Source organism: Burkholderia sp. Z1, assembly GCF_014893795.1.
GTDB classification, from domain to species: domain Bacteria; phylum Pseudomonadota; class Gammaproteobacteria; order Burkholderiales; family Burkholderiaceae; genus Burkholderia; species Burkholderia theae.
Map to the genome: position 1 here is coordinate 3156802 of NZ_JACFYL010000001.1, position 23912 is coordinate 3180713.

A 23912-nucleotide genomic window follows, 5' to 3' on the forward strand; every position below is an offset into this window, starting at 1 on the left:
CAGGCGCGACGGGGTCTTCTGCCGCGTTCCGGCCGCATCCGGTCGCCGATCCGGTAAAATTACGCGTTTCAGCACACTAACAAGCCGCGCCGCCGCGCGAGCCGACCCTCCGGGCCCGCCCGGAGCGCCGCCCGCAACGGAGCGCCAGCGCCACGAAGGCTCTTCATGCTTACGTTTCAGCAAATCATCCTGACGCTGCAGTCCTACTGGGACAAGCAGGGTTGCGCTCTGCTCCAGCCCATCGACATGGAAGTCGGCGCGGGCACGTCGCACGTCCACACGTTCCTGCGCGCGGTCGGCCCCGAGCCGTGGCGCGCCGCCTACGTGCAGCCGTCGCGCCGCCCGAAGGACGGCCGCTACGGCGAGAACCCGAACCGCCTGCAGCACTACTACCAGTACCAGGTCGTGCTCAAGCCGGCGCCGGAGAACATCCTCGACCTGTACCTCGGCTCGCTCGAAGCGCTCGGCTTCGACCTGAAGCAGAACGACGTGCGCTTCGTCGAGGACGACTGGGAAAACCCGACGCTCGGCGCGTGGGGCCTCGGCTGGGAAGTGTGGCTCAACGGGATGGAAGTCACGCAGTTCACGTATTTCCAGGAGGTCGGCGGCCTCGAATGCAAGCCCGTGCTCGGCGAAATCACGTACGGCCTCGAGCGCCTCGCGATGTACCTGCAGAAGGTCGAGAACGTGTACGACCTCGTGTGGACCGAGTGGGAAGAGCAAGGCCCGAACGGCCCCGAGCTGCGCCGCCTGTCGTATGGCGACGTCTACCACCAGAACGAGGTCGAGCAGTCGACCTACAACTTCGAGCACGCGAACGTCGATCTGCTGTTCACGTTCTTCAACAGCTACGAAGCCGAAGCGAAGCGGATGATCGACGCGCAGCTCGCGCTGCCCGCGTACGAACTCGTGCTGAAGGCCGGCCACACGTTCAACCTGCTCGATGCGCGCGGCGCGATCTCGGTGACCGAACGCGCGGCATACATCGGCCGCATCCGCGCGCTGTCGCGTCTCGTCGCACAGGCTTATTACGACTCGCGCGAGAAGCTCGGCTTCCCGATGCTCGGCAACCCGCCGGGCGTGCCGGGCCTCACCACCGACGCCCAGGACGCCGCGCAACCGGCATGGGCGCCGCCGCTCAAGGTCGAACGCAAGATCGATCAGGACTGACGAGACGAGATTTATTCCAAACATGACGCACAATCATCCCGCCCCCCTGCTCGTCGAACTGCTGACCGAAGAGCTGCCGCCGAAGGCCCTCGCGCGCCTCGGCGACGCATTCGCCGAAGGTCTCGCGCAACGCCTCGCGGCGCGCGACCTCGTCGAAGGCGAACTCGTGTTCGAACGCTACGCCACGCCGCGCCGCCTCGCCGTCGTCGTGCAGAACGTGCGCGCCGTCGCGCCGGACAAGCAGGTCCGCGAAAAGGTCCTGCCCGTGTCGGTCGCGCTCGACGCGGAAGGCAAGCCGACGGCCCCGCTCGCGAAGAAGCTCGCGGCGCTCGGCCATCCGAACCTGTCGATCGCCGATCTCGAGCGCGCGCAGGACGGCAAGGCCGAAGCGTTCTTCGTCAACTATTCGGCAGCCGGCGCGACGCTCGCCGACGGCCTGCAGGCCGTGCTCGACGAAACGCTCGCGAAGCTGCCGATCCCGAAGTTCATGACCTACCAGCGCCCGGACGGCTCCGACGTGAAGTTCGTGCGCCCCGTGCATCGCCTCACGGTGCTGCATGACGATCGCATCGTGCCCGTCACCGCGTTCGGCATCGACGCCGGCGACACCACGCTCGGCCATCGCTTCCTGTCCGACGGCCTCGTCGCGATCCAGCACGCGAGCACCTATGCCGACACGCTGCGCGACAAGGGCCGCGTGATCGCGCACTTCGTCGACCGCCGCGAAACGATCCGCACGCAGCTGAACGAACACGCGAACGGCGACACGGTCGTGATGCCCGAATCGCTGCTCGACGAAGTGACGTCGCTGGTCGAATGGCCGGTCGTGTACCCGTGCCGCTTCGAGGACGAATTCCTGCAGGTTCCGCAGGAATGCCTGATCCTCACGATGCAGACGAACCAGAAGTATTTCGCGCTGACCGACGTCGAAGGCAAGCTGCGCTCGCGCTTCCTGATCGTGTCCAACATCGCGACCAAGACGCCGGGCGAGATCATCGAAGGCAACGAGCGCGTCGTGCGCCCGCGCCTCGCCGATGCGAAGTTCTTCTTCGAGCAGGACAAGAAGAAGCCGCTCGCCGACCGCGTGCCGCAGCTCGCGAACGTCGTGTATCACAACAAGCTCGGTTCGGCGCTCGCGCGCGTCGAGCGCCTCGAGGCGCTGGCCGGCGAGATCGCACCCGCGATCGGCGCCGACGCCGCGCACGCGCAGCGTGCCGCGCGCCTGGCGAAGGCCGACCTGCTGACCGACATGGTCGGCGAGTTCCCGGAACTGCAGGGCACGATGGGCACGTACTACGCGCGCCACGACGGTGAAGCCGACGACGTCGCCCTCGCATGCGCCGAGCATTACCAGCCGCGCTTCTCCGGCGACGCGCTGCCGACCACGCCCGTGTCGACCGCCGTCGCGCTCGCCGACAAGCTCGAGACGATCGTCGGCATCTGGGGCATCGGCCTCGCGCCGACCGGCGAGAAGGATCCGTTCGCGCTGCGCCGTCACGCGCTCGGCGTGCTGCGCCTGCTGCTCGAGAAGCAGCTGCCGCTCGATCTCGTGTCGCTGCTGCGCACGACCCATGCGCGCTTCGAAGGCGTGCCGGGCGTGGCCGAATCGACCGACGCCATCTTCGCGTTCTTCATGGATCGCCTGCGCGGCCTGCTGCGCGAGCGCGGTTATTCGGCCGGTGAGGTCGACGCGGTGCTGAGCCTGAACCCGACGCGCGTCGACGATCTCGTCGCGCGCCTCGACGCGGTGCGCGAGTTCACGCGCCTCGCGGAAGCCGAAGCGCTCGCGGCCGCGAACAAGCGGATCTCGAACATCCTGAAGAAGTCGGAAGGCGGCGCGAACGGCGCGGTGCAGCCGGCGCTGCTCGTCGAGCCCGCCGAGAAGGCGCTGCACGAACAGCTCACGGCCGTGACGCCGCACGTGCAGTCGCAGCTCGAGGCGCGTGCGTACACGGGCGCGCTGTCGGCGCTCGCCGCACTGCGCGTGCCGGTCGACACGTTCTTCAACGACGTGATGGTCAACGCGGAGGATCCCGCGCTGCGAGCGAACCGTCTCGCACTGCTGTCCGCGCTGCACCAGCAGATGAACTGCGTCGCCGACATCTCGAAGCTCGCCGCATAAGGGCCGCACGATGCCGACCAGCCCCAACCGAAAGCTCGTCGTCCTCGACCGGGACGGCGTGATCAACGTCGATTCGGATGCGTTCATCAAGACGCCCGACGAATGGATCGCGCTGCCCGGCAGCCTCGAGGCGATCGCCCGGCTCAACCACGCAGGCTATCGCGTGGTGGTCGCGACCAACCAGTCCGGCATCGGTCGCGGGCTGTTCGACATGGCCGCGCTCAACGAGATGCACCTGAAGATGCATCGCGCGGCGGCCGCGGTCGGCGCGCGCATCGACGCAGTGTTCTTCTGTCCGCACACGGCCGAGGATCACTGCGACTGCCGCAAGCCGAATCCCGGCATGATGCAGATGATCACCGAACGCTTCGAGATCGATCCCGATCACACGCCGGTCGTCGGCGATTCGCTGCGCGACCTGCAGGCCGGCGTCGCGGTCGGCTTCCAGCCGCACCTCGTGCTGACCGGCAAGGGCAAGAAAACGCACGCCGCGGGCAATTTGCCGCCCGGCACGAAGGTCCACGACGACCTGCGCGCGTTCGCGCTCGATTTCCTTTCACACGAACACGAGTGATGCAGCCGCCGCGCGCATCCTCCCTAACGCCAGACTCACGCCGATGCGCTTCGTCCGCTCCCTGCTGCTGCTGATTTACTTCATCGTGTACACGGTGCCGTACGCCACCGCGTGCTTCATCGCGTTCCCGTTCATGCGCCCCGACGCGCGCTACTGGATGGCGGCCGGCTGGTGCAAGTCGACGCTGTGGGTCGTGCGCTGGCTGAACGGCATCCACTACCGGATCGAAGGGATGGACAACCTGCCCGACGGCCCGGCCGTGCTGCTGTCGAAGCATCAGTCCGCGTGGGAAACGCTCGCGTTTCCGGCGCTGATGCCGAAGCCGCTCTGCTACGTGTTCAAGCGCGAGCTGCTGTACGTGCCGTTCTTCGGCTGGGCGCTCGGGCTGCTGCACATGGTCAACATCAACCGCAAGGAAGGCAAGCACGCGTTCACCTCGGTGATCCGCCAGGGCAAGAAGCGCCTGTCGGAAGGCGCGTGGATGATCATGTTCCCCGAAGGCACGCGCACGCCGGTCGGCAAGCAGGGCAAGTACAAGACGGGCGGCGCACGCTTCGCGATCGAAACCGGCGCGCCCGTCGTGCCGATCGCGCACAATGCAGGACGGGTGTGGCCGCGCAACTCGTTCACGAAATTCCCGGGCGTCGTCACCGTGTCGATCGGCAAGCCGATCCCCGTCGAGGGGCTGACGCCCGATGCATTGAACTCGCAGGTCGAAGCATGGATCGAAGCGGAAATGCGCCGCATCGATCCCGACTCCTATCGCCAGGCGGGCAATGCAGGCACGCGCGATGCCGCGCGCGTCTGAATCCCGCGGATTGCAGCCGTTGCATACGACAACAAGAAGCGAACTGATGAAACAGCGTCCGCGGCCACGGCCAGCCGTCGTGGCCCTCGATCATCGCCAGATGGATCTGCCGCTCTTCGACGGGCCGGCCGCCGCACCGTCGGCGCCCGCCAAACCGCCGGCGCCGCCCGAAGCGGTGCCCGCAGCGCCTCTCGATCCGGGCCCGGCACCCGACCGCTCGCGCGTGCGCACGTTCGCCCTCGACAGCCGCGTGCTCGAATACCGCCTGAAGCGCTCGGCACGCCGCACGATCGGCTTCACGATCGACGGCAGCGGGCTGTCGATCACCGCACCGCGCTGGGTCACGCTCGCCGACATCGAGGCCGCGATCTCCGAGAAACAGCGCTGGATCTTCGCGAAGCTCGCCGAGTGGAAGACGCGCACCGAGCAGCGCGCGCTGCCGCAGATCGACTGGCGCGACGGCGCGCAGCTTCCGTATCTCGGCAAGACGGTCACGATCGCGCTCGGCGCGGGCACCGTCGCGTTCGATGCCGAAGCGCTGCGGCTCTCGCTGCCGCTGCCCGTGCAGGCCGACATGCAGCAGATCAAGGATCGCGTGCAGGGCTGGCTGCAGGGCGAAGCCAAGCGGATCTTCGGCGAACGCCTCGCGGTCTATGCGGAAATGCTCGGCGTCACCTATTCGATGTATGCGCTGTCGTCGGCCGCGACGCGCTGGGGCAGTTGCTCGAGCGACGGCAAGATCCGCCTGAACTGGCGGCTCATCCATTTCCCGATGTCGATCATCGACTACGTCGTCGCGCACGAGTTGTCGCACCTGCGCGAGATGAACCACAGCCCGGCCTTCTGGCAGACCGTCGAATCGATCTTCCCCGAGTTCCGCGAGGCACGGCACACGCTCAAGCATCATCCGCCCGAGCTGCTGCCGTCGCTGTAACGCCCTTCGCGTTGCCGTAAACGCGAACGGGCGATGCGGGTCACCCCGCACCGCCCGTTGACGCCACCGCCGCGCGCATCGCGCGCCGCGGTGCGTTCATCCGGCGCTCAGTGCGCCTTCTTCTGGATGAACTCGATCTTGTAGCCGTCCGGATCCTCGACGAACGCGATCACGGTCGTGCCGTGCTTCATCGGGCCCGCTTCGCGCGTGACCTTGCCGCCTTGCGCCTTGATCTTCTCGCACGCCGCGTAGGCATCCTCCACCGCCACCGCCAGGTGGCCGAAGCCGTTGCCGAGATCGTAGGACGGCGTGTCCCAGTTGTGGGTCAGCTCGATCACGGTGCCCGTGCTTTCTTCTTCGTAGCCGACGAACGCGAGCGTGAACTTGCCTTCCGGATAATCCTCGCGACGCAGCAGCTTCATGCCGAGCAATTCGGTGTAGAACTTGATCGAGCGGTCGAGATCGCCGACTCGCAGCATCGTATGCAGCAAACGCATGTCTTGTACTCCTGTGGGGGCCTTTCCAGAACCGGAAACTCTACCAGAGACGGGTGAACTTCGCCGGGGACGCCCGGCCGGCAGTGACCGATACCGCGCTGCGGTTCGATATCCGCGTGCGCGATCGCCGCAGCGACGAACAGCACAACCTGGCCCACCCCTGCTCCCCCGCCGATCGGGTAACATCCCTCCACTTCGCACCAAAAGCGGGCATGCGGCCCGCGCGCCAAAGCGACCACCCTCTCATTCAGCCACACTGCCGTGCGAAACCGTCCATTCGAGCGCGCCGGACGCGCCGCTCACCCGACCTCGCGGCCGCCGTGCCGGACCGGCGAGGCGCGCCGATGACCGCGCTCGCCGCCGCCCCCGTGCGCCGCGCGCTCGACACGCGCGCCGTCGGCCTGATGTTGCTGCTGTGCGCGATCTGGGGCTTCCAGCAGGTCGCGATCAAGAGCACCAACGCCGCGATCGCGCCGATGTTCCAGGCCGGGCTGCGCTCGGTGATCGCCGCGATGCTGCTGTGGGGCTGGACCCGCGCGCGCGGCACGCCGCTGTTCCAGGCGGACGGCACGTTCCGCGCGGGCCTCGCGGCCGGTACGCTGTTCGCCGGTGAATTCGTCTGCGTGTTCTTCGGGCTGACGCTGACGAGCGCGTCGCACATGGCGATCTTCCTGTACACGGCACCGTGCTTCACCGCGCTCGGGCTGCACCTGTTCGCGCCGGGCGAACGGCTGCAGCGCACGCAGTGGGTCGGCGTCGGCCTCGCGTTCGCCGGCATCGCGCTCGCGTTCGCGGACGGCTTCCTGAAGCCGCGCGCGCCCGGCGCATCCGTGCTGGCGGGCCTGGCCGGCGACGCGCTCGGCATTCTCGGCGGTGCGATGTGGGCCGCGACGACGGTCGTCGTGCGCTCGACGGCGCTCGCGCGCGCAAGCGCGAGCAAGACGCTGTTCTACCAGCTCGCGGTATCCGCCGTCGTGCTGGTCGCGCTCGCCGCGCTGTTCGGCCAGGTATCGTTCGCGCACGTCACGCCGGTCGCGGTGGCGAGCCTCGCGTACCAGTCGGTGATCGTCGCGTTCGTCAGCTACCTGTCGTGGTTCTGGCTGCTGACGCGCTACAGCGCGTCGCGGCTGTCCGTGTTCACATTCCTGTCGCCGCTGTTCGGCGTCGCGTTCGGCGTGCTGCTGCTCGGCGAATCGGTCGGCTGGCGCTTCATGTCCGCGGCCGCGCTCGTGCTGACCGGCATCGCGCTGGTCAACGCGCCGCCGCGCAGGCGGGCGTGACGACGAGCGGCGGCCCGACCCCGGCGTGCGAACGGCACGCATGCAATAAAAAAGGCTGCCCCGTCGGGCAGCCTCATCGATACTTCCGCTCCGGCTCGGGCGGCGTGCGTTACCCGGCCTTGCGCAGCGCCGCGAGCGCCTGCGCGACGCCGACGTATTCGGCCACGCTCACGTCCTCCGCGCGGCGCGCGAGATCGAAGCCGAGCGCATCGAAATCGATCGTCTCGCGGTAGTCGCCGAGCGTATTGCGCAGCATCTTGCGGCGCTGCGAAAACGCGGCGGTGACGATTTCGCCGAGCAGCACGGGATCGACGTCGGGCAGTTCGTGCGGCTCGTACGGAATCATCCGGACGATCGCCGAATCGACCTTCGGCGGCGGCTGGAACGATTCCGGCGGCACGTCGAGCATCTTGTCCATCACGTAGCGGTACTGCAGCATCACCGACAGCCGCGAAAACGCCTTCGTGCCCGGCTCCGCGACCATCCGTTCGACGACTTCGTTCTGCAGCATGAAATGCTGGTCGATGACCGCATCGGCGAACGTCATCAGGTGAAACAGCAACGGGCTGGAAATGTTGTACGGCAGGTTGCCGACGATCCGCAGCGACGGCTTGTCGCCGGGCACCGCGAGCGACCGGAAGTCGAACGCGAGCGCGTCGCCCGCGTGCAGCTCGAGCAGCGCGCCGAAGCGCTGTTGCAGGCGCCCGATCAGGTCGCGGTCGAGCTCGACCGCATGCAGCGGCGCCTCGGGCGTCGCGAGGCGCTCGATCAGCGGCCCGGTCAGCGCGCCGAGCCCGGGGCCGATCTCGACCATGCGCTGGCCGCGCGCGGGACCGATCGTCGACACGATCGAGTCGATCACGCCGTGATCGACGAGGAAGTTCTGCCCGAAGCGCTTGCGCGCGAAGTGGCCTTGGTGCTGTCTGCTGTTCGACATCGACTGAGTAAAGCGAAAAATACGACGAATGAGGTGAGGCCGGGCCGCGTCAGGCGGCGCGGCGATGGCGCGCCATCGTGACGGCCGTGTCGAGCGCGGCAATCATGCTGCCCGGATCCGCGCGGCCCGTGCCGGCCAGATCGAGCGCGGTACCGTGATCGACCGACGTACGGATGATCGGCAGCCCGAGCGTCACGTTGATGCCCTCGCCGAACGTCGCGTACTTCAGCACGGGCAAACCCTGGTCATGGAACATCGCGAGCACGCAATCGGCGTCCGCGAGATGGCGCGGCTGGAACAGCGTGTCGGCCGGATACGGGCCGCGCGCATCGATGCCCTGCGCTTGCGCGCGGGCCAGCGCCGGCGAGATCACGTCGATCTCCTCGCGGCCGAGATAACCGTTCTCGCCTGCGTGCGGGTTGAGGCCCGTCACGAGGATGCGCGGCGCGGCGAGACCGAAGTCGCGCCGCAGGTCGCGATCGATGATCGCGAGCGTCTCGACGAGCCCGTCGATCGTCAGCGCGGCCGACACGTCCTTCAGCGGCAAGTGCGTCGTCGCGAGCGCGACGCGCAGCGGCTTGTCGCCGGTGCCCGCCAGCATCATCACGACACGCTGCGTATGCGTGCGCTCCGCCAGGTATTCGGTATGGCCGGTGAACGGCACGCCCGCATCGTTGATCGTGCTCTTCTGCAGCGGCGCGGTAACGATCGCGTCGTACCGGCCTGCCAGCGCGCCGTCGATCGCCGCGTCCAGCAGCCCGAGCACGTACCGGCCGTTCGCCGCGTCGAGCTTGCCCGCCTGAGCGGGAACGGCGAGCGCGCAATGCGCGACCGACACCTGCCCGCCACCGGCAAGCGTGGTGCGGTCGGCGCCCACGGCTGCCGCACGCGCGTCGAGCAGCGCCGCATCGCCGAGCACGGTGAAATGCGCGTCGGGCCAGCGCTGCGCTGCGTCACGCAGCGCCTGCACGGTCAGCTCCGGGCCGACTCCCGCGGGTTCGCCAGTCGTGATCGCGATCTGCAGCGCGGGCGTGGTCATCCGAAGCTCGCTCAGTTGGCCGGACCGGCGCCGCCGATCTTGTACTGAACGTACGACGAATCGCGCAGCTCGCGCAGCCAGTCCGCATACGCCTGCTCGGCCTTGCGCTGGCCGATCGCCTGACGCGCGATGTCCATCTGCTGCTGCACCGAGCCTTCCGCGTCGCGGCGGTTCAGCACCTGGATCAGGTGGTAGCCGTATTCGGTACGAATCGGCTGGCTGATCTGGCCGTCCTGCAGGTTGTTCATCGCACGCTCGAATTCCGGCACGGTCTCGCCCGGGCTGATCCAGCCGAGATCGCCGCCCTGCGACGCCGAACCGTCCTGCGAGTAGGTACGCGCGAACTTCGCGAAATCGCCGCCGGCCTCGACCTGCTTGCGGATGTCGACCAGTTGCTGGCGCGCCTGGCCTTCCGACTTGCCTTCGCCCACGCGCAGCAGGATGTGGCGCACGTGCGTCTGGACGATCTTCGGCGCCGCGGCCGTCGCGCCCTGGCTCTGGCGGCGGTCGACGAGACGCACGATCTCGAAGCCGTCCGGCACGCGGATCAGCGTCGGGTTGACCTCGCCCGGGCGCAGCTTCGAGGCGGCATCGACGACTTCGGCCGGCAGCGTGCTCGGCGCCTTGAAGCCGAGATCACCGCCCTTCTTCGCGTCGTTCGCTTCCGAATTGTTCTTCGCGAGCCGCTCGAAATCGGCGCCCGACTTCGCCTGCTGCAGCAGCGCTTCGGCCTTCTTCTGCGCGACGTCGATGTCGGCCTGCGGCGCGTTGGTCGGCGCCTTGATGAAGATGTGCTGGAAGCGCAGGTCCTGCTGCTGAGCCGCGTTCGGCCCGCGCTGGCTCGCGATGTAGTTCGCGACTTCGGCGTCCGACACGGTGATCTTGCCGTCGACCTCGCGCTCGCGCAGCTTCGACAGCATCAGTTCGGTGCGCGCATCGCTCGTGAAGATGCTCCACGGCACGCCTTGCGCCTCGAGACGGGCGCGATACTGGTCGAGCGTCATCCCGTTCGCTTGCGCGAGACGCTGCAGCGTGGACTGCACGGTCGCGTCGTCGATGCGGATCCCGTCGTCCTTGGCCTTCTGCACCTGGATCCGCTCGAGCACCATCTGGTTCAGCACCTGTGCGCGCAACTGGTCGTCAGGCGGCACCGGCGCGTTCTGCTGCTGCAGGCGGCGCGCGATCAGGCCGGCGCGCTGGTCGAGTTCGCGGCTCGTGATCACGTCGTTGTTGACGACCGCGACGACTTCGTCGGCGAGCTGCGCACCCTGCGAACCGAGCGCCTGCGCCGCGGCCGGCGCGGCGGCGAGCAGCACGGCGGACGCGGCGAGGCTGGACACGACTGCCGCGAAACGAAGGTTTTTCTTCATTGCCACTGAAACTCCATTGAAATCGTGCTGACCGGTGCAGACAAGCCGGCGTTACTCGTAGTTGCTGAAGCGGGACATCGGCGGCGGCGGCGACGGTAACGGCGTGTAGCCAGCCACCCCGGCGCGGAATGCGGACACGAGGCCGTTGTCGATGGTCGACAACCCCTTGAGCGTGAGCTGCATCATGAAACGCGTCGACGAACTCTGCTGTCCCGACGAATTGATGCCGTTCGCAGCCCGCTGCACGCCGACCCCGAGCGCCCAGCAATCCGCGTCGTATTGTAAGCCGAGCAGACCGTCGACCACGCGATCGCCGGCGAGATCGAAGTTGAAGCGGCCGATCGCATACAGGCGGCGCGTGAGCGGCCATTGCGCGGACACCAGGAACTGGTTGATCGGCTGGCCGTCGAGCGTGGGGGTCGCGCGCGTATAGCGGTAGCCGACGTTGATCACGCGGCGCTCGCCCGGGCTGTAACCGAAACCGATGCTCGACTTCGCGAGCTGGTTGTTGTTCTGGTTGTACTGGAACGCCGTCTCCGACATGAAACCCGAGCCGAGCTTCAGCGAGGCGCCGACGATCAGGTCCGAGTGGCGCGCCTGCGCGGCGGTCTGGCCGGAATTCAGCGTGACGCGCTGATCGGCGAAGTAGTACTGCTGCGCGATCACGAAACGCGCACGCTCGTCGCCGGTGCGCGGATCGATGAAACGCGACGTGAGGCCGGCCGTGATCCGGTTCGCATCGGCGATCCGGTCGTTGCCGACGAACGTGTTCGGCTGGTAGATCTCCGCGAGGCCGAAGTCCGATTCCGCAGTGTCGAACAGCGGCGCGTTCGACTGGTCGCGGTACGGTGTGTACACGTAGTACAGGCGCGGCTCGAGGGTCTGGATGAAGTCCTGGCCGAACAGGTGCACCGAGCGGTCGAAGATCAGGCCCGTATCGAAGCTCACGGTCGGGATCGACTCGGTGAAGCGCTTCGGGCTGTTCGGCGTGGTCGACGACAGGTAGTTCAGGTCGTACGACGCGAAGTGGTACTGGACCTTCGGCACGACGAAGTAGCCAGGGCCGTACACGCCGTACGCGATGTACGGGTTGAAGACGATCCGGTCGCCCTGGGTCGCATCGGCGGTCGTGATGCGGAACCGCGAATAGTCGGCTTCCGCGCCGTAGTCGAAGCCACCGACGTTGTACTTCGTGTACTTCACGTTCAACTGCGGCTCGTGGCTGTACGGCGCGATCGACTGCGGCAGCGTCTGCCAGTGCTGGTAACGCGCGAGTACCGACCACGGGCCGTTGTTGTACGTGAGGCCCGCTTCCTGCTGGTACAGCGTCTGCGTCCCGTTGATGAACTGGTTCGACGAACCGAGATCTTCGGGATAGGTGTTGTCCGAGACCTTGTTGTAGTAGACGTAGCCGCCGAAACCGCCGCCGAAGTTCTGCTGGTGCTGCCAGTAGATCGCGTAGCGGTTGCGGTGCGCGAGCCGGTCATCCGGCAGGTAATTGGCCGTAAACGTGCCCGAATACGACGGCGACAGGTAGCGGAACGTCGCCTCGGTCATCACGCCGCGCCGCGAGATGATGCGCGGCGTGAGCGTCAGGTCGCGGTTCGGCGCGATGTTGAAGTAATACGGCAGCGTCAGCTCGAACCCGTTGCTCGAGTTCACCGAGAACGTCGGCGGCAGCAGGCCGCTGCGCCGCTCGCCCGACAGCGGGAACGTCATCCACGGGCTCGCGAAGATCGGCACGCCCTGGAAGAACAGCACGCTGTTGCGCACGGTGCCTTCGTCGGCGCCCGTATCGAAGTCGAAGCGGCTGCCCTTGATGTACCACGCGGGGTTCGTCGAGCACTGGCACGCGGTGTAGGTGCCGTTGAAGAATACCGAGCGCTCGTTGTCGAGCATGTCGGCGCGCTCCGCGCTGCCCGACCCGCCCGTCATGTTGAAGTGATACTTCGGCGCCGTCATGAAACCCTGGTTCGCCTCGATCTTCAGATGCGCCTCGGGGCCGACGAACGACGTGCCGGAATTGAATACCCTGACCTGGCCGTACGCATCGGCCATGTCGGTATCCTGATCGTAGTGGATCGCGTCGGCCTTCACGATGGCCTCACCGCGCCGCAGTTCGGCCGAACCCTTCGCGGCAAGATCCTGCTCGGCCGTGCCGCTCGTGTGGTCGGCGATCACGAAGGCGGCCGGCTTCGCGCCGTCCTTCAGCGGATGATCCTCAAGCTGGGGTGCGAGACGCAGATCCCACGGCGAGTCGAGCGGCTGCGGCTGCGCGGCCGCGCCCGACAGCTGCGCGTACGACACGGCCGGCACGAGGCCGGGCACGGCCAGGAGCGCGAGCGCGAGCCGCCGTTTGCGCGGCGCCCCGTCACCGGGGAAAACATTCGGGAATAGCGGTTTGGGCGGCATCTATCGTTTGGCGAATCGCCCCTTGTCAACCGCGCCTTCACACACGGCGGGCCGCGCCGTCGCACCGCGACTGCGGCTGAGCGCAAACCGGGGAGGCGATCGGGCGGACGGCGCGACAGGCGGCGGGCCTGCACGGCGGAAGCTGACGCGGGGCGCGTCAAAAAAGTCGTGGGGTATTATATGGCAAGACGTTCTCCCCTCCCCCGAGTTTCATGACGCCCCCATCCGCCGCATCCCAGCCCGACGCCCGCCTCGAAGCGCTTACCGCGTGGCTGCACCCGCTCGCCAAGCGCTACGCCCTCGACCTGTCGACCCTCGCGCCGGCGTCGTCGGACGCCAGTTTCCGCCGTTATTTCCGTGTCGCATCGGCCACGAGCCCCGGCGGCACGGTGATCGCCGTCGACGCGCCGCCGCCCGAGAAGTGCCGCGAATTCGTCCAGGTCGCGCAATTGCTCGCCGCGGCCGGCGATCACGTGCCGGACGTGCTGGCCCACGATTTCGACGCGGGCTTCATGCTCGTGACGGACCTCGGCCGCACGTCGTACATCTCGGTGCTCGATCCGGCCAACCCGGCCGCCGCGAAGCCGCTGATGCGCGACGCGCTCGACGCGCTGATCCGCTTCCAGCTCACGTCGAAGCCCGACGTGCTGCCGCCGTTCGACGAGGCGTTCCTGCGCCGCGAAATGGAGCTGATGCCCGAGTGGTACGTCGGCCGCCACCTCGGCAAGCCCGTCACCGACGCGATGCGCGGCACGCTCGACCGCACCTTCGCGCTGCTGGTCGCCAGCGCGCACGCACAGCCGCAGGGTTTCATGCTGCGCGACTTCATGCCGCGCAACCTGATGGTCTGCGAGCCGAACCCGGGTGTGCTCGACTTCCAAGACGCCGTCTACGGGCCGCTGACGTACGACGTCGTGTCGCTGCTGCGCGACGCGTTCATCAGCTGGGACGAGGAGTTCGAACTCGACTGCTTCGCGTACTACTGGGAAAAGGCGAAAAAGGCCGGCCTGCCGGTCGACCCCGATTTCGGCGAGTTCTACCGCCAGCTCGAATGGATGGGCCTGCAGCGCCACATCAAGGTTCTCGGCCTGTTCGCACGCATCAATTACCGCGACGGCAAGCCGCACTACCTGAACGACCTGCCGCGCTTCATTACGTATGCGCGCAAGGTCGCGCTGCGCTACCGCCCGCTCGTGCCGTTCGCGAAGCTGCTCGACGCGCTCGAGGGCAATGCGCCGGCCGACGTCGGCTATACGTTCTGACCGACCCGATCGACCCGATACCCAGCCGAACATGAGCGACACCCTGACCACGGCGATGATCTTCGCCGCCGGGCGCGGCGAACGGATGCGCCCGCTGACCGACACCCGCCCGAAACCGCTGCTCGAAGCGGGCGGCAAGCCGCTGATCGTGTGGCAGATCGAAGCGCTCGCGCGTGCGGGCATCGAGACGATCGTGATCAACCACGCCTGGCTCGGCGAGCGGATCGAGGACGCGCTCGGCGACGGTTCGCGCTGGGGCGTGCGGATTGCGTATTCGGCCGAGGGCGACGCGCTGGAGACTGCCGGCGGGATTGCGCAGGCACTGCCGCTGCTGGAGCGCGACGGGCGGTCGACGGTGTTCGTCGCGGTGGCCGGCGACGTGTTCGCCGAGTTCGATTACGGCAAGCTCGCCATCCGTGCAGCGCGCATGTCGGCGCTCGACGCGCCCGCGATGCATCTCGTGATGGTGCCGAATCCGCCGTTCCATCCGTCCGGCGACTTCGTGCTCGGTGGCGACGGGCGCCTGTCGCTCGACGGCGGCGAGCGCGTCACGTTCGGCAGCATCGGCCTGTACGACACGCGCATGTTCCGCGATCTCGCACCCGGCACGCGACGCGCACTGACACCGTACTTCCGCGCGACGATCGAAGCCGGCCGCGCGAGCGGCGAACTGTACGAAGGCATCTGGGAGAACGTCGGCACACCCGCGCAGCTCGGCGAGCTCGACGCGCGGCTGCGCGCCGCGGACTAACCGAACGACGGACGGTCCGGCACGGCGCCGCCCGCACATCCTTCCGGCAGACCGCCGCCTTCCTGCCGCGCGCCACGGCGCGCAGCCCCGCCGCTTACGCGGCCTCGGCCTCTTCCCCGCCCGCCGCCGCGCGCTGCTGCTGCAGCGCCCACATCTGCGCGTACAGCCCGTCCGCGCGCACGAGTTCGTCGTGCGTGCCGCGCTCGACGATCTGCCCGTGATCCATCACCAGGATCTGCTGCGCGTGCACGACCGTCGACAGCCGGTGCGCGATCACGAGCGTCGTGCGATGCCGCGCGATCTGGTCGAGCTCGTGCTGGATCGCGCGTTCCGAGCGCGAATCGAGCGCCGACGTCGCCTCGTCGAACAGCAGGATCGGTGGATCCTTCAGCAGCGTGCGCGCGATCGCGACGCGCTGCTTCTCGCCACCCGACAGCTTCAGCCCGCGCTCGCCGACCGGCGTGTCATAACCCTTCGGCAAGCTTTCGATGAAATCGTGGATGTGCGCGGCGCGCGCGGCCGCGACCACCTCGTCGCGGGTCGCGGTCGGCCGGCCGTACGCGATGTTGTAGTAGATCGAATCGTTGAACAGCACGGTGTCCTGCGGCACGATCCCGATCGATGCGCGCAGCGAGTCCTGCGTGACGTCGCGGATGTCCTGGCCGTCGATCCGGATCGCGCCGCCGGCCTGCCGATCGAGATCGTAGAAGCGGAACAGCAGCCGCGACAGCGTCGACTTCCCGGAGCCGCTGTGGCCGACCACCGCGGTCGTCGTGCCCGCGTCGATCGTGAACGTCACGTCGTGCAGGATCGGCCGCGCCGGCTCGTACGCGAAGTTCACGTGCTCGAAGCGCACCTGCGCGCCGGCCACCGCGAGCGGCCGCGCATCGGACAAGTCCGCGACTTCCTTCGCGGACGACAGCAGCCCGAACATCCGGTCCATGTCGGTAAGGCTCTGCTTCAGCTCGCGATAGACGACGCCGAGAAAATTCAGCGGAATGTAGAGCTGCAGCATGAACGTGTTGATCAGCACGAGATCGCCGAGCGTCAGCTTGCCCGCGAGCACGCCCTGCGTCGCACGCCACAGGATCAGCACGAGCCCCGTGCCGATGATCGCCTGCTGGCCGAAGTTCAGCACCGACAGCGAATTCTGCGAGCGGATCGCGGCCTTCCGGTAGCGCTTCAGGTTCTCGTCGTAGCGCTGCGCTTCCCACTCCTCGTTGCCGAAGTACTTCACCGTCTCGTAGTTGATCAGCGAATCGATCGCCCGCGAGTTCGCGCGCGAGTCGAGCTCGTTCATCGTGCGGCGGAAGTGGGTGCGCCAGTTGGTGACCTTCACGGTGAACACGATGTACGTGGCCAGCGCCGCGAACGTCACGTACGCGTAATAGGCCTCGTACTTGACCACGAAGAAACCGAGCACGAGCCCGACCTCGACGAGCGTCGGCAGGATGCTGTACAGCGAATAGGAGATCACTTGCTGGATGCCGCGCGTGCCGCGCTCGATGTCGCGCGACATGCCGCCCGTCTGGCGTTCGAGATGGAAGCGCAGCGACAGCCCGTGCAGGTGCCTGAACACCTGCAGCGCGAGCTGGCGCACCGCGCTCTCGGTGACCTTCGAGAACAGGATCTCGCGCAGTTCGGTAAACAGCGACGTCGACAGCCGGACGAGCGCATACGCGATGACCAGCAGCCCGACGCCGCCCGCGAGCACGATGCCGGCCGACTGTTCGGCGCGGCCGAGCGCGGTGAGCTGCTGCACGGACGACAGGTGGTCGACGATGCGCTTCATCACGACCGGCACGCCAAGGTTGGCGACCTTCGCACCGATCAGGCAGCCGAGCGCAAGCGCGACGCGCCATTTGTAGGTGGCCAGATACGGCAGCAGCGACCGGATGGTCTGCCAGTCGTTGCGGGGCCCGGTCGAAGCCGGCGCGGGCTCACCGGAAGCAGGAAATCGGCGCATGGGGGGGAAGGATCGGCGGCTGCGCCGGACGCGTGCATCGGCGGCCGGCTCGCCCGCTTTCTCGTACAATTTGCGAACGTTGTATTGTCGCAGAAGCCGCTTCGCGCCGCTGCCGGCGGCCTCGCCGGCCTGCCTGCGCGCGGCGGCCTATTTATTACAGGATGAAAGCCCCCGCCATGACCGATTCGACCCTCGACCTCCCGCAAATGCAGCCCGCGCTGCGCGTCGTCCCGCAACCGCACGACGCGAACGTCCACGGCGACGTGTTCGGCGGCTGGATCATGTCGCAGGTCGACATCGCCGGCTCGATTCCCGCGAGCCAGCGCGCGAACGGCCGCGTCGCGACGGTCGCGGTCAACTCGTTCGTGTTCAAGCAGCCGGTGTTCGTCGGCGATCTGCTGAGCTTCTACGCGACCATCACGCGCACCGGCAACACGTCGATCACGGTCGACGTCGAGGTGTACGCGCAGCGCATGCGCCTGATGGGCGAAGTCGTGAAGGTCACCGAAGCGACGCTCACATACGTCGCGACCGGCCCGGACCGCAAGCCGCGGCAACTGCCGCCGCTCTGACGGGCGAGCGCCGCGCTGCGGCGCGGCACGCGGCCACGTCAGTGCGTGGCCGTCAGCCCGAACTCCCGCATCGCGGGCAGGAAATCGTGATTCAGCTTCGGCTTGCGCGACAGCTTCACCAGCACGTAGCGCTGGAACGGCGCGAGCCGCTGCCACTGCGCGAGCGCGGGCGCCGACAGCCCGGCCAGCGCGCTCTGCTGCACGAGCGACTCCGGCACCGTATCGACGGCGCGCCAGGTCGGCCGCTCGTCCGGCTGGAACCATGACGGTTCCAGATCGGCATGCGTGCGCAGCATCTCGAACAGCGCATGATCGAAGTTGGGCTCGATCGCGGTGTCGTCGTCGGCCGGAAAGCGCGCGAGCAGCTTGCGGTCCTCGAGCGGCAGCAGCTGCCATTGCTCGAGCGAAATCCGCAAACCGAAGCGGTCGAGGTTGAAACGCACGATCATCGGGATGTACGTGAAGTTTTCCGACGAATCGTGTTCGAAATTGAATAGCAACGGAGCGTCGCTGAGTCCCATGGTCGTTACCTGACTTGGCGGATGCCGGCGCGGCCGGCCTGCCTGAGGTATTTTAGAACCTCTGCGCGCGGGCGGCGGACACGATTGTCGCCGGCCGTGCTTCGAATCAATGGGAGTGCTCGTGAATCCGACCAAGATCGATCAACCGCGCGACGAACCGGGCGCCGAACCGCGCGGCGCGATCGAACTGTCCGTCAGCCGCACGCGCGGCGGCACCGTCGAAACCGCGCACGACTACGTCGGCCAGGAATGGCCCGTCGCACTCGTCTTCAACGGCATCTCGCATGCGGTGATGATGTGCACGCCATGCGACCTCGAGGCGTTCGCGGTCGGTTTCGCGATCTCGGAAGGGATCGTCGCGCGCGGCAGCGACATCAAGGACATCGAGGTGATCCTGCATACCGACGCGCCGCTGCCGCACGCGGAAGTGCACCTGGAAGTCGTCCAGCAGGCGTTCGCCGCGCTGAAGGACCGGCGCCGCGCGCTCGCGGGGCGCACCGGCTGCGGCGTGTGCGGGATCGAAAGCATCGATTTGCTCGACCTCGCGCCCGAACGCGTGCCCGACACGGGCTTTCTCGCGCGCCTCGCGCCCGACGCGCTGGCACGCGCAGCACATGCGCTGCCGGCCCACCAGGCACTCACGCAACTCACGGGCGGCCTGCATGCGGCCGCGTGGTGCGACGCAACAGGCGCGATCCGGACAGCATTCGAAGACGTCGGCCGCCACAACGCGCTGGACAAGCTGATCGGCTCGCTCGTGCTGTCGCGCGCCGACACGACCGACGGCTTCGTGTTCCTGTCGAGCCGCGCGAGCTACGAGCTCGTGCGCAAGGCCGCGCGGGTCGGCATCCCGCTGGTCGCGACGATCTCCGCGCCGTCGTCGCTCGCGATCGACATCGCGAAGGCGGCCGGTTTGCGGCTCGTCAGCTTCTGCCGCGAAACCGGCCACGTCGACTACGGCACGGCCTGATCGCAAGGGCGGGATCGCGCCGGTAAGCCACCACCGGCGCGGCCTGCTCCGTCAGTCGAACTGACGGAAATCCGGCTTGCGCTTCTCGAAGAACGCCGTCATCGCCTCGCGCGCTTCCGGCGCGCGCAGCATCGCGGAGAAATGCCCCGCCTCCTCGGCCATCCGCGCGGCGGTCGCCACGCCGCCCGTATCCTTCAGCAGCGCCTTCGTCACGCGCAGCGACGACGCCGGCAGCGCCGCGAGCTTCGCCGCCTGCTTCGCCGCGAACACGTCGAGCTCGGCAGCCGGCAGCACGCGGTTCACGATGCCGATCCGGTGCGCTTCCAGTGCGTCGAACGCCTCGCCGAGCAGCAGCTTCTCCGCGGCGACCTGATGGCCGGCCAGGCGCGGCAGCAGCACGCTCGACGCGGCCTCCGGGCACAGCCCGAGCTGCGCGAACGGCAGCGAGAACACTGCGGTATCGGCCGCGTAGACCAGATCGCAGTGCAACAGCATCGTCACGCCGACGCCGACCGCGATGCCCGGCACCGCAGCGACGACCGGTTTCTGCGCACTGCTGATCCGCGCGAGGAACTGGAACACCGATGCGGTCTCGTCCTTTGGCGGCGCCTTCAGGAAATCCTCGAGATCGTTCCCCGCGCTGAAATTGCCGTCGCTGCCGCGCAGCAGGATCACGCGGACCGCCTTGTCTTCCTGCGCGTCGGCGAGGGCATCGGCCATCGTCTGGTACATCGCCGCCGTCAGCGCATTCTTCTTCGCCGGGCGCGCGATCGTGATCGTCATCACGCCTTCGGCGCGTTCCACTTGAATTTCGGACACAACCGTCTCCTTTGACTTGCCTCTACCGGAATGAAAAAACGGTGCGCGAGCTCGTGGCCCGCGCACCGTCGTCGCTATGGTCGCGTCCCGCTTACAGACGTTCGATGATGCCTGCGGCGCCCATGCCGGTGCCGACGCACATCGTGACCATGCCGTACTTCAGGTTGCGGCGGCGCAGGCCGTGCACGACGGTCGCCGCGCGGATCGCGCCGGTCGCGCCGAGCGGGTGGCCGAGTGCGATCGCGCCGCCCAGCGGGTTGACCTTCGACGGGTCGAGGCCGAGATCGCGGATCACCGCCAGCGATTGCGCGGCGAACGCCTCGTTCAGCTCGATCCAGTCGAGATCGTCCTGCTTCAGGCCCGCGGCCTTCAGCGCGGCCGGAATCGCTTCCTTCGGGCCGATGCCCATGATTTCCGGCGGCACGCCGCGCACCGCGAAGCTCACGAAGCGCGCGAGCGGCGTCAGGTTGAACTCCTTGAGCACCTTCTCCGACACGACCAGCAGCGCACCCGCGCCGTCCGACGTCTGCGAGCTGTTGCCGGCCGTGACCGAACCCTTGTTCGCGAACACCGCGCGCAGCTTCGCGAGGCCTTCGATCGACGTATCCGCACGCGGACCTTCGTCGAGCGCGATCTCGCGCGTCTTCACGTCGACTTCGCCCGTTGCCAGGTTCGGGAAACGCTCGGTGAGCGTGTACGCGGCGATCTCGTCGTTGAACTCGCCGGCCTGCTGCGCGGCGAGCGCCTTGCGGTGCGACTCGACCGAGAACGCGTCCTGGTCTTCGCGGCTCACCTTCCACTGTTCGGCGACACGCTCGGCCGTCAGGCCCATCCCGTACGCGATGCCGAAATCTTCGTTGCGATCGAAGATGTGCGGCGACATCGACGGCTTGTTGCCCATCATCGGCACCATGCTCATCGATTCGCAGCCGCCCGCGAACAGCGCATCCGACTCGCCGACGCGGATGCGGTCGGCCGCCATCGCGAGCGCGGTGATGCCCGACGCGCAGAAGCGGTTGACCGTCACGCCGCCGACCGTCTGCGGCAGGCCCGCGAGCAGCGCGCCCATGCGCGCGACGTTCAGGCCCTGTTCGGCTTCCGGAATCGCGCAGCCGATGATCGCGTCTTCGATCAGCTTCGTGTCGAAGCCGGGCACCTGCGCGACCGCCGACTTGATCGCGTGGACCAGCAGCTCGTCCGGGCGCGTGTTCTTGAACACACCGCGCGGTGCCTTGCCGATCGGGGTGCGGCTGGCGGCGACGATGTATGCGTCTTGCAATTGTTTGCTCATTTCAAACTCCTGTTGGACGGAGCGGGTGCTTCGGCGCCCGCTTCGGTCCCATGCAAAGTTGTCCGCTCGCTCAGTTACGCACCGGCTTGCCGGTCTGCAACATGCCCATGATCCGTTCCTGCGTCTTCTGCGTACCGAGCAGCTCGACGAACGCACGGCGCTCCAGCGCAAGCAGCCACTGCTCGTCGACGAGGCTGCCGGCTTCGACGTCGCCGCCGCACACGGCTTCGGCGATGCGGCTCGCGATCAGGTAATCGTGGTCGCTGATGAAGCGGCCGTCACGCATGTTGACGAGCGATGCCTTGATCGTCGCGATGGCCGAGCGGCCCGCGACCGGCACGTCCTTCGCCCGCAGCGGTGCGCGGTAGCCGGTTGCGGCCAGCGCGCGCGCTTCCTTCTTCGCGGTGTCGAGCAGTTCGAACACGTTGAAGATGATCGTGTCGGACGGCTTCAGGTAGCCCATCGCACGTGCGTCGTGCGCGGATGCCGACACCTTCGCCATCGCTGCGTTCTCGAACGACTTCGTCACGAACTTCAGGATGTCGGTGGTCGCGTTCGCGGCCGTTGCGGCTTCCGCCGCGCGCAGCGCCGCTTCCTTCAGGCCGCCGCCCGCCGGCACGAGGCCGACGCCCACTTCGACGAGACCGACGTAGCTTTCGACGTGCACGACACGCTTCGCGCTGTGCAGCATCAGCTCGCACCCGCCGCCGAGCGCGATGCCCGACACGGCCGCGACGACCGGCACGTTCGCGTACTTCACGCGCAGCATGCCTTCCTGGAACTTCTTCACGAACGGCTCGATGCCCTTCGCGCCGCCCATCATGAACGCGGGCATCGCCTCTTCGAGGTTCGCGCCGGCCGAGAACGGGCCGCCCGGCGTGCCGAGCTTCAGCGACGTCGGCTGCCAGATCACCACGCCCTTGTAGTCCTTCTCCGCGAGTTCGATCGCCTGCACGAGGCCGTCGATCACGCTCGGTCCGATCGTGTTCATCTTCGACTTGAACGACACGATCACGACGTCATCTTCGCCCGCACGGTCGTCGACCCATGCGCGCACCGCGTCGGTCTCGAACAGTGTCTTGCCGTACGACTTCGGATCGGCACCCGCTTCGCCGAGCAGCGGCGCACGGAAGACCTGCTTGCCGTAGACCGCGAGGTCCGAGCGCGGCACGAAGCGCTGCGCAGCCGGCGCCCACGAGCCTTCGGCCGTATGCACGCCGCCCTTCTCGGCGACCGCGCCTTCGAGCACCCACGACGGCAGCGGCACGTTCGCGAGCGCCTTGCCGGCCGCGATGTCTTCCTGCACCCACTCGGCGACCTGCTTCCAGCCGGCAGCCTGCCAGCCTTCGAACGGGCCTTCGTTCCAGCCGAAGCCCCAGCGGATCGCGAGGTCGACGTCGCGCGCGTTGTCGGCGATCGACTCGAGATGCACGCCGATGTAATGGAACACGTCGCGGAAGATCGACCACAGGAACTGCGCGTGCGGATGATCCGTCTCGCGCAGCAGCTTCAGCCGTTCGGCCGGCGGACGCTTCAGGATGCGGCCGACGGTTTCGTCGGCCTTCGCGCCGGCGTCGACGTAGCTGCCCGTCTTCGCGTCGAGCACCTTGATCGCCTTGCCTTCCTTCTTGTAGAAACCGCCGCCCGTCTTCTGGCCGAGTGCGCCCTGCTTCACCAGTTCGGCGAGCACGGCAGGCGTCTGGTAGACCGGGAAGAACGGATCGTCGGCGAGGTTGTCCTGCATCGTCTTGATCACGTGCGCCATCGTGTCGAGGCCGACCACGTCCGCGGTGCGGAACGTCGCCGACTTCGCGCGGCCGAGGCGGCTACCCGTCAGATCGTCGACTTCGTCGAAGCGCAGGCCGAACTTCGCGGCCTCGGTGATCACCGCGAGGATCGAGAAGATGCCGACGCGGTTCGCGATGAAGTTCGGTGTGTCCTTCGCGCGCACGACGCCCTTGCCGACGATGCTCGTCAGGAACGTCTCGAGCTGGTCGAGGATTTCCGGACGCGTATGCTCGGTCGGGATCAGCTCGACGAGGTGCATGTAGCGCGGCGGGTTGAAGAAGTGCACGCCGCAGAAGCGCGACTTCAGCTCGTCCGAGAAACCTTCGGACAGCTTCGTGATCGACAGGCCCGACGTGTTGGTCGCGAAGATCGCGTTCGGCGCGATGTGCGGTGCGACCTTCTTGTACAGGTCGTGCTTCCAGTCCATCCGCTCGGCGATCGCCTCGATCACCACGTCGCACTCGGCGAGCTTCGCGATGTCGTCTTCGTAGTTGGCTGCCTCGAGGTACTTCGCGTCGTCCTTCACGCCGAACGGCGCGGGCGACAGCTTCTTCAGGTTCTCGATCGCCTTCAGCGCGATCGCGTTTTTCGGGCCTTCCTTGGCCGGCAGGTCGAACAGCAGCACCGGCACGCGCGCGTTGATGAGGTGCGCGGCGATCTGCGCGCCCATCACGCCGGCGCCCAGCACGGCGACCTTGCGAATCAGGAAATTGCTCACGGGATGTCTCCGGATTATGTCGTGCAGCGCGAGGGGTGGGGGCTGCACGGCGAAGTGAGTACCAGGAACCGTTGCGTTCGGGCGGCGCGCATCGCGCACCGCCCGGACTCG

20 protein-coding genes are annotated in these 23912 nt (G+C 67.6%); 10 read left to right on the forward strand and 10 right to left on the reverse strand.

What is annotated here, in order from left to right:
- Positions 1 to 165 precede the first annotated feature (165 nt).
- The 5 genes from glyQ to H3H55_RS14690 are packed head-to-tail and all read left to right on the forward strand — an operon-like array spanning position 166 to position 5608.
- Complete coding sequence (gene glyQ, locus H3H55_RS14670; protein WP_129512922.1) at positions 166 to 1170, forward strand: glycine--tRNA ligase subunit alpha; 1005 nt, start codon at positions 166 to 168, stop codon at positions 1168 to 1170.
- 22 nt (positions 1171 to 1192) lie between these two features.
- Entirely contained in the window at positions 1193 to 3292 is a 2100-nt protein-coding gene (gene glyS, locus H3H55_RS14675) for a glycine--tRNA ligase subunit beta (RefSeq protein ID WP_193099026.1), read from the forward strand.
- 10 nt (positions 3293 to 3302) lie between these two features.
- Entirely contained in the window at positions 3303 to 3866 is a 564-nt protein-coding gene (gmhB, locus tag H3H55_RS14680; RefSeq protein WP_193099028.1) for a D-glycero-beta-D-manno-heptose 1,7-bisphosphate 7-phosphatase, read from the forward strand.
- Positions 3867 to 3909: 43 nt separating this feature from the next.
- Complete coding sequence (locus tag H3H55_RS14685; RefSeq protein ID WP_129512925.1) at positions 3910 to 4674, forward strand: lysophospholipid acyltransferase family protein; 765 nt, start codon at positions 3910 to 3912, stop codon at positions 4672 to 4674.
- Between the two features lie 46 nt (positions 4675 to 4720).
- Positions 4721 to 5608, forward strand: a complete 888-nt coding sequence (locus H3H55_RS14690; protein ID WP_193099029.1) for a M48 family metallopeptidase — start codon at positions 4721 to 4723, stop codon at positions 5606 to 5608.
- 107 nt (positions 5609 to 5715) lie between these two features.
- Here H3H55_RS14690 and gloA read toward each other — a convergent pair whose 3' ends face one another.
- A complete protein-coding gene (gene gloA, locus H3H55_RS14695) occupies positions 5716 to 6105 on the reverse strand; it encodes a lactoylglutathione lyase (protein WP_193099031.1) in 390 nt (129 codons plus the stop codon).
- A gap of 344 nt (positions 6106 to 6449) precedes the next feature.
- Here gloA and H3H55_RS14700 point away from each other — a divergent pair, with 344 nt between their 5' ends.
- Positions 6450 to 7385 (forward strand): DMT family transporter, encoded by a 936-nt coding sequence (locus tag H3H55_RS14700; RefSeq protein ID WP_193099033.1) that lies wholly within the window; start codon positions 6450 to 6452, stop codon positions 7383 to 7385.
- A 109-nt stretch (positions 7386 to 7494) separates the two neighbouring features.
- Here H3H55_RS14700 and rsmA read toward each other — a convergent pair whose 3' ends face one another.
- The 4 genes from rsmA to H3H55_RS14720 are packed head-to-tail and all read right to left on the reverse strand — an operon-like array spanning position 7495 to position 13143.
- On the reverse strand, positions 7495 to 8322 hold the full coding sequence (rsmA, locus tag H3H55_RS14705) for a 16S rRNA (adenine(1518)-N(6)/adenine(1519)-N(6))-dimethyltransferase RsmA (protein ID WP_193099035.1): 828 nt from the start codon (positions 8320 to 8322) through the stop codon (positions 7495 to 7497).
- A 49-nt stretch (positions 8323 to 8371) separates the two neighbouring features.
- Positions 8372 to 9361 carry a 4-hydroxythreonine-4-phosphate dehydrogenase PdxA gene (pdxA, locus tag H3H55_RS14710; protein WP_193099036.1) on the reverse strand — a complete coding sequence of 330 codons (990 nt, stop codon included), beginning with the start codon at positions 9359 to 9361 and terminating at the stop codon, positions 8372 to 8374.
- An 11-nt stretch (positions 9362 to 9372) separates the two neighbouring features.
- The gene (locus tag H3H55_RS14715; protein ID WP_129512930.1) at positions 9373 to 10731 is read right to left on the reverse strand and encodes a peptidylprolyl isomerase; all 1359 of its coding nucleotides are present in this window, start codon (positions 10729 to 10731) and stop codon (positions 9373 to 9375) included.
- A gap of 51 nt (positions 10732 to 10782) precedes the next feature.
- Entirely contained in the window at positions 10783 to 13143 is a 2361-nt protein-coding gene (locus tag H3H55_RS14720) for an LPS-assembly protein LptD (RefSeq protein WP_193099038.1), read from the reverse strand.
- A 212-nt stretch (positions 13144 to 13355) separates the two neighbouring features.
- Here H3H55_RS14720 and H3H55_RS14725 point away from each other — a divergent pair, with 212 nt between their 5' ends.
- Positions 13356 to 14405: an aminoglycoside phosphotransferase family protein gene (locus tag H3H55_RS14725; protein WP_193099040.1), complete on the forward strand. Its 1050-nt coding sequence runs from the start codon at positions 13356 to 13358 to the stop codon at positions 14403 to 14405.
- Positions 14406 to 14436: 31 nt separating this feature from the next.
- On the forward strand, positions 14437 to 15156 hold the full coding sequence (murU, locus tag H3H55_RS14730; RefSeq protein ID WP_193099042.1) for an N-acetylmuramate alpha-1-phosphate uridylyltransferase MurU: 720 nt from the start codon (positions 14437 to 14439) through the stop codon (positions 15154 to 15156).
- Positions 15157 to 15250: 94 nt separating this feature from the next.
- Here the strand turns inward: murU and H3H55_RS14735 are convergent, their stop codons facing one another.
- Positions 15251 to 17122 carry an ABCB family ABC transporter ATP-binding protein/permease gene (locus H3H55_RS14735; RefSeq protein ID WP_193099044.1) on the reverse strand — a complete coding sequence of 624 codons (1872 nt, stop codon included), beginning with the start codon at positions 17120 to 17122 and terminating at the stop codon, positions 15251 to 15253.
- A 176-nt stretch (positions 17123 to 17298) separates the two neighbouring features.
- On the opposite strand from H3H55_RS14735, the gene H3H55_RS14740 reads away from it, so the two are divergent.
- Positions 17299 to 17694, forward strand: coding sequence for an acyl-CoA thioesterase (locus H3H55_RS14740; RefSeq protein WP_048242730.1), 396 nt, complete (start codon positions 17299 to 17301; stop codon positions 17692 to 17694).
- A 38-nt stretch (positions 17695 to 17732) separates the two neighbouring features.
- Here H3H55_RS14740 and H3H55_RS14745 read toward each other — a convergent pair whose 3' ends face one another.
- Positions 17733 to 18215, reverse strand: coding sequence for a nitrate reductase associated protein (locus H3H55_RS14745; RefSeq protein ID WP_048242731.1), 483 nt, complete (start codon positions 18213 to 18215; stop codon positions 17733 to 17735).
- Between the two features lie 115 nt (positions 18216 to 18330).
- On the opposite strand from H3H55_RS14745, the gene fdhD reads away from it, so the two are divergent.
- Positions 18331 to 19185: a formate dehydrogenase accessory sulfurtransferase FdhD gene (gene fdhD, locus H3H55_RS14750; RefSeq protein ID WP_413463968.1), complete on the forward strand. Its 855-nt coding sequence runs from the start codon at positions 18331 to 18333 to the stop codon at positions 19183 to 19185.
- A gap of 51 nt (positions 19186 to 19236) precedes the next feature.
- Here fdhD and H3H55_RS14755 read toward each other — a convergent pair whose 3' ends face one another.
- The 3 genes from H3H55_RS14755 to H3H55_RS14765 form a co-directional block, all read right to left on the reverse strand.
- Positions 19237 to 20004 (reverse strand): enoyl-CoA hydratase, encoded by a 768-nt coding sequence (locus H3H55_RS14755; protein ID WP_193099048.1) that lies wholly within the window; start codon positions 20002 to 20004, stop codon positions 19237 to 19239.
- A 91-nt stretch (positions 20005 to 20095) separates the two neighbouring features.
- Positions 20096 to 21295, reverse strand: coding sequence for an acetyl-CoA C-acyltransferase (locus H3H55_RS14760; RefSeq protein ID WP_129512937.1), 1200 nt, complete (start codon positions 21293 to 21295; stop codon positions 20096 to 20098).
- A gap of 70 nt (positions 21296 to 21365) precedes the next feature.
- Positions 21366 to 23801 (reverse strand): 3-hydroxyacyl-CoA dehydrogenase/enoyl-CoA hydratase family protein, encoded by a 2436-nt coding sequence (locus H3H55_RS14765; protein ID WP_193099050.1) that lies wholly within the window; start codon positions 23799 to 23801, stop codon positions 21366 to 21368.
- Positions 23802 to 23912: the final 111 nt, after the last annotated feature.

Coding starts and splice junctions, on each gene's coding strand:
- H3H55_RS14760 (WP_129512937.1), bottom strand. CDS start 21,295: ATGAGCAAACAATTGCAAGACGCATACATCGTCGCCGCCAGCCGCACC.
- H3H55_RS14720 (WP_193099038.1), bottom strand. CDS start 13,143: ATGCCGCCCAAACCGCTATTCCCGAATGTTTTCCCCGGTGACGGGGCG.
- rsmA (WP_193099035.1), bottom strand. CDS start 8,322: ATGTCGAACAGCAGACAGCACCAAGGCCACTTCGCGCGCAAGCGCTTC.
- glyQ (WP_129512922.1), top strand. CDS start 166: ATGCTTACGTTTCAGCAAATCATCCTGACGCTGCAGTCCTACTGGGAC.
- H3H55_RS14725 (WP_193099040.1), top strand. CDS start 13,356: ATGACGCCCCCATCCGCCGCATCCCAGCCCGACGCCCGCCTCGAAGCG.
- H3H55_RS14735 (WP_193099044.1), bottom strand. CDS start 17,122: ATGCGCCGATTTCCTGCTTCCGGTGAGCCCGCGCCGGCTTCGACCGGG.
- H3H55_RS14715 (WP_129512930.1), bottom strand. CDS start 10,731: ATGAAGAAAAACCTTCGTTTCGCGGCAGTCGTGTCCAGCCTCGCCGCG.
- H3H55_RS14740 (WP_048242730.1), top strand. CDS start 17,299: ATGACCGATTCGACCCTCGACCTCCCGCAAATGCAGCCCGCGCTGCGC.
- murU (WP_193099042.1), top strand. CDS start 14,437: ATGAGCGACACCCTGACCACGGCGATGATCTTCGCCGCCGGGCGCGGC.
- gloA (WP_193099031.1), bottom strand. CDS start 6,105: ATGCGTTTGCTGCATACGATGCTGCGAGTCGGCGATCTCGACCGCTCG.
- H3H55_RS14700 (WP_193099033.1), top strand. CDS start 6,450: ATGACCGCGCTCGCCGCCGCCCCCGTGCGCCGCGCGCTCGACACGCGC.
- H3H55_RS14685 (WP_129512925.1), top strand. CDS start 3,910: ATGCGCTTCGTCCGCTCCCTGCTGCTGCTGATTTACTTCATCGTGTAC.
- H3H55_RS14690 (WP_193099029.1), top strand. CDS start 4,721: ATGAAACAGCGTCCGCGGCCACGGCCAGCCGTCGTGGCCCTCGATCAT.
- H3H55_RS14745 (WP_048242731.1), bottom strand. CDS start 18,215: ATGGGACTCAGCGACGCTCCGTTGCTATTCAATTTCGAACACGATTCG.
- glyS (WP_193099026.1), top strand. CDS start 1,193: ATGACGCACAATCATCCCGCCCCCCTGCTCGTCGAACTGCTGACCGAA.
- pdxA (WP_193099036.1), bottom strand. CDS start 9,361: ATGACCACGCCCGCGCTGCAGATCGCGATCACGACTGGCGAACCCGCG.
- gmhB (WP_193099028.1), top strand. CDS start 3,303: ATGCCGACCAGCCCCAACCGAAAGCTCGTCGTCCTCGACCGGGACGGC.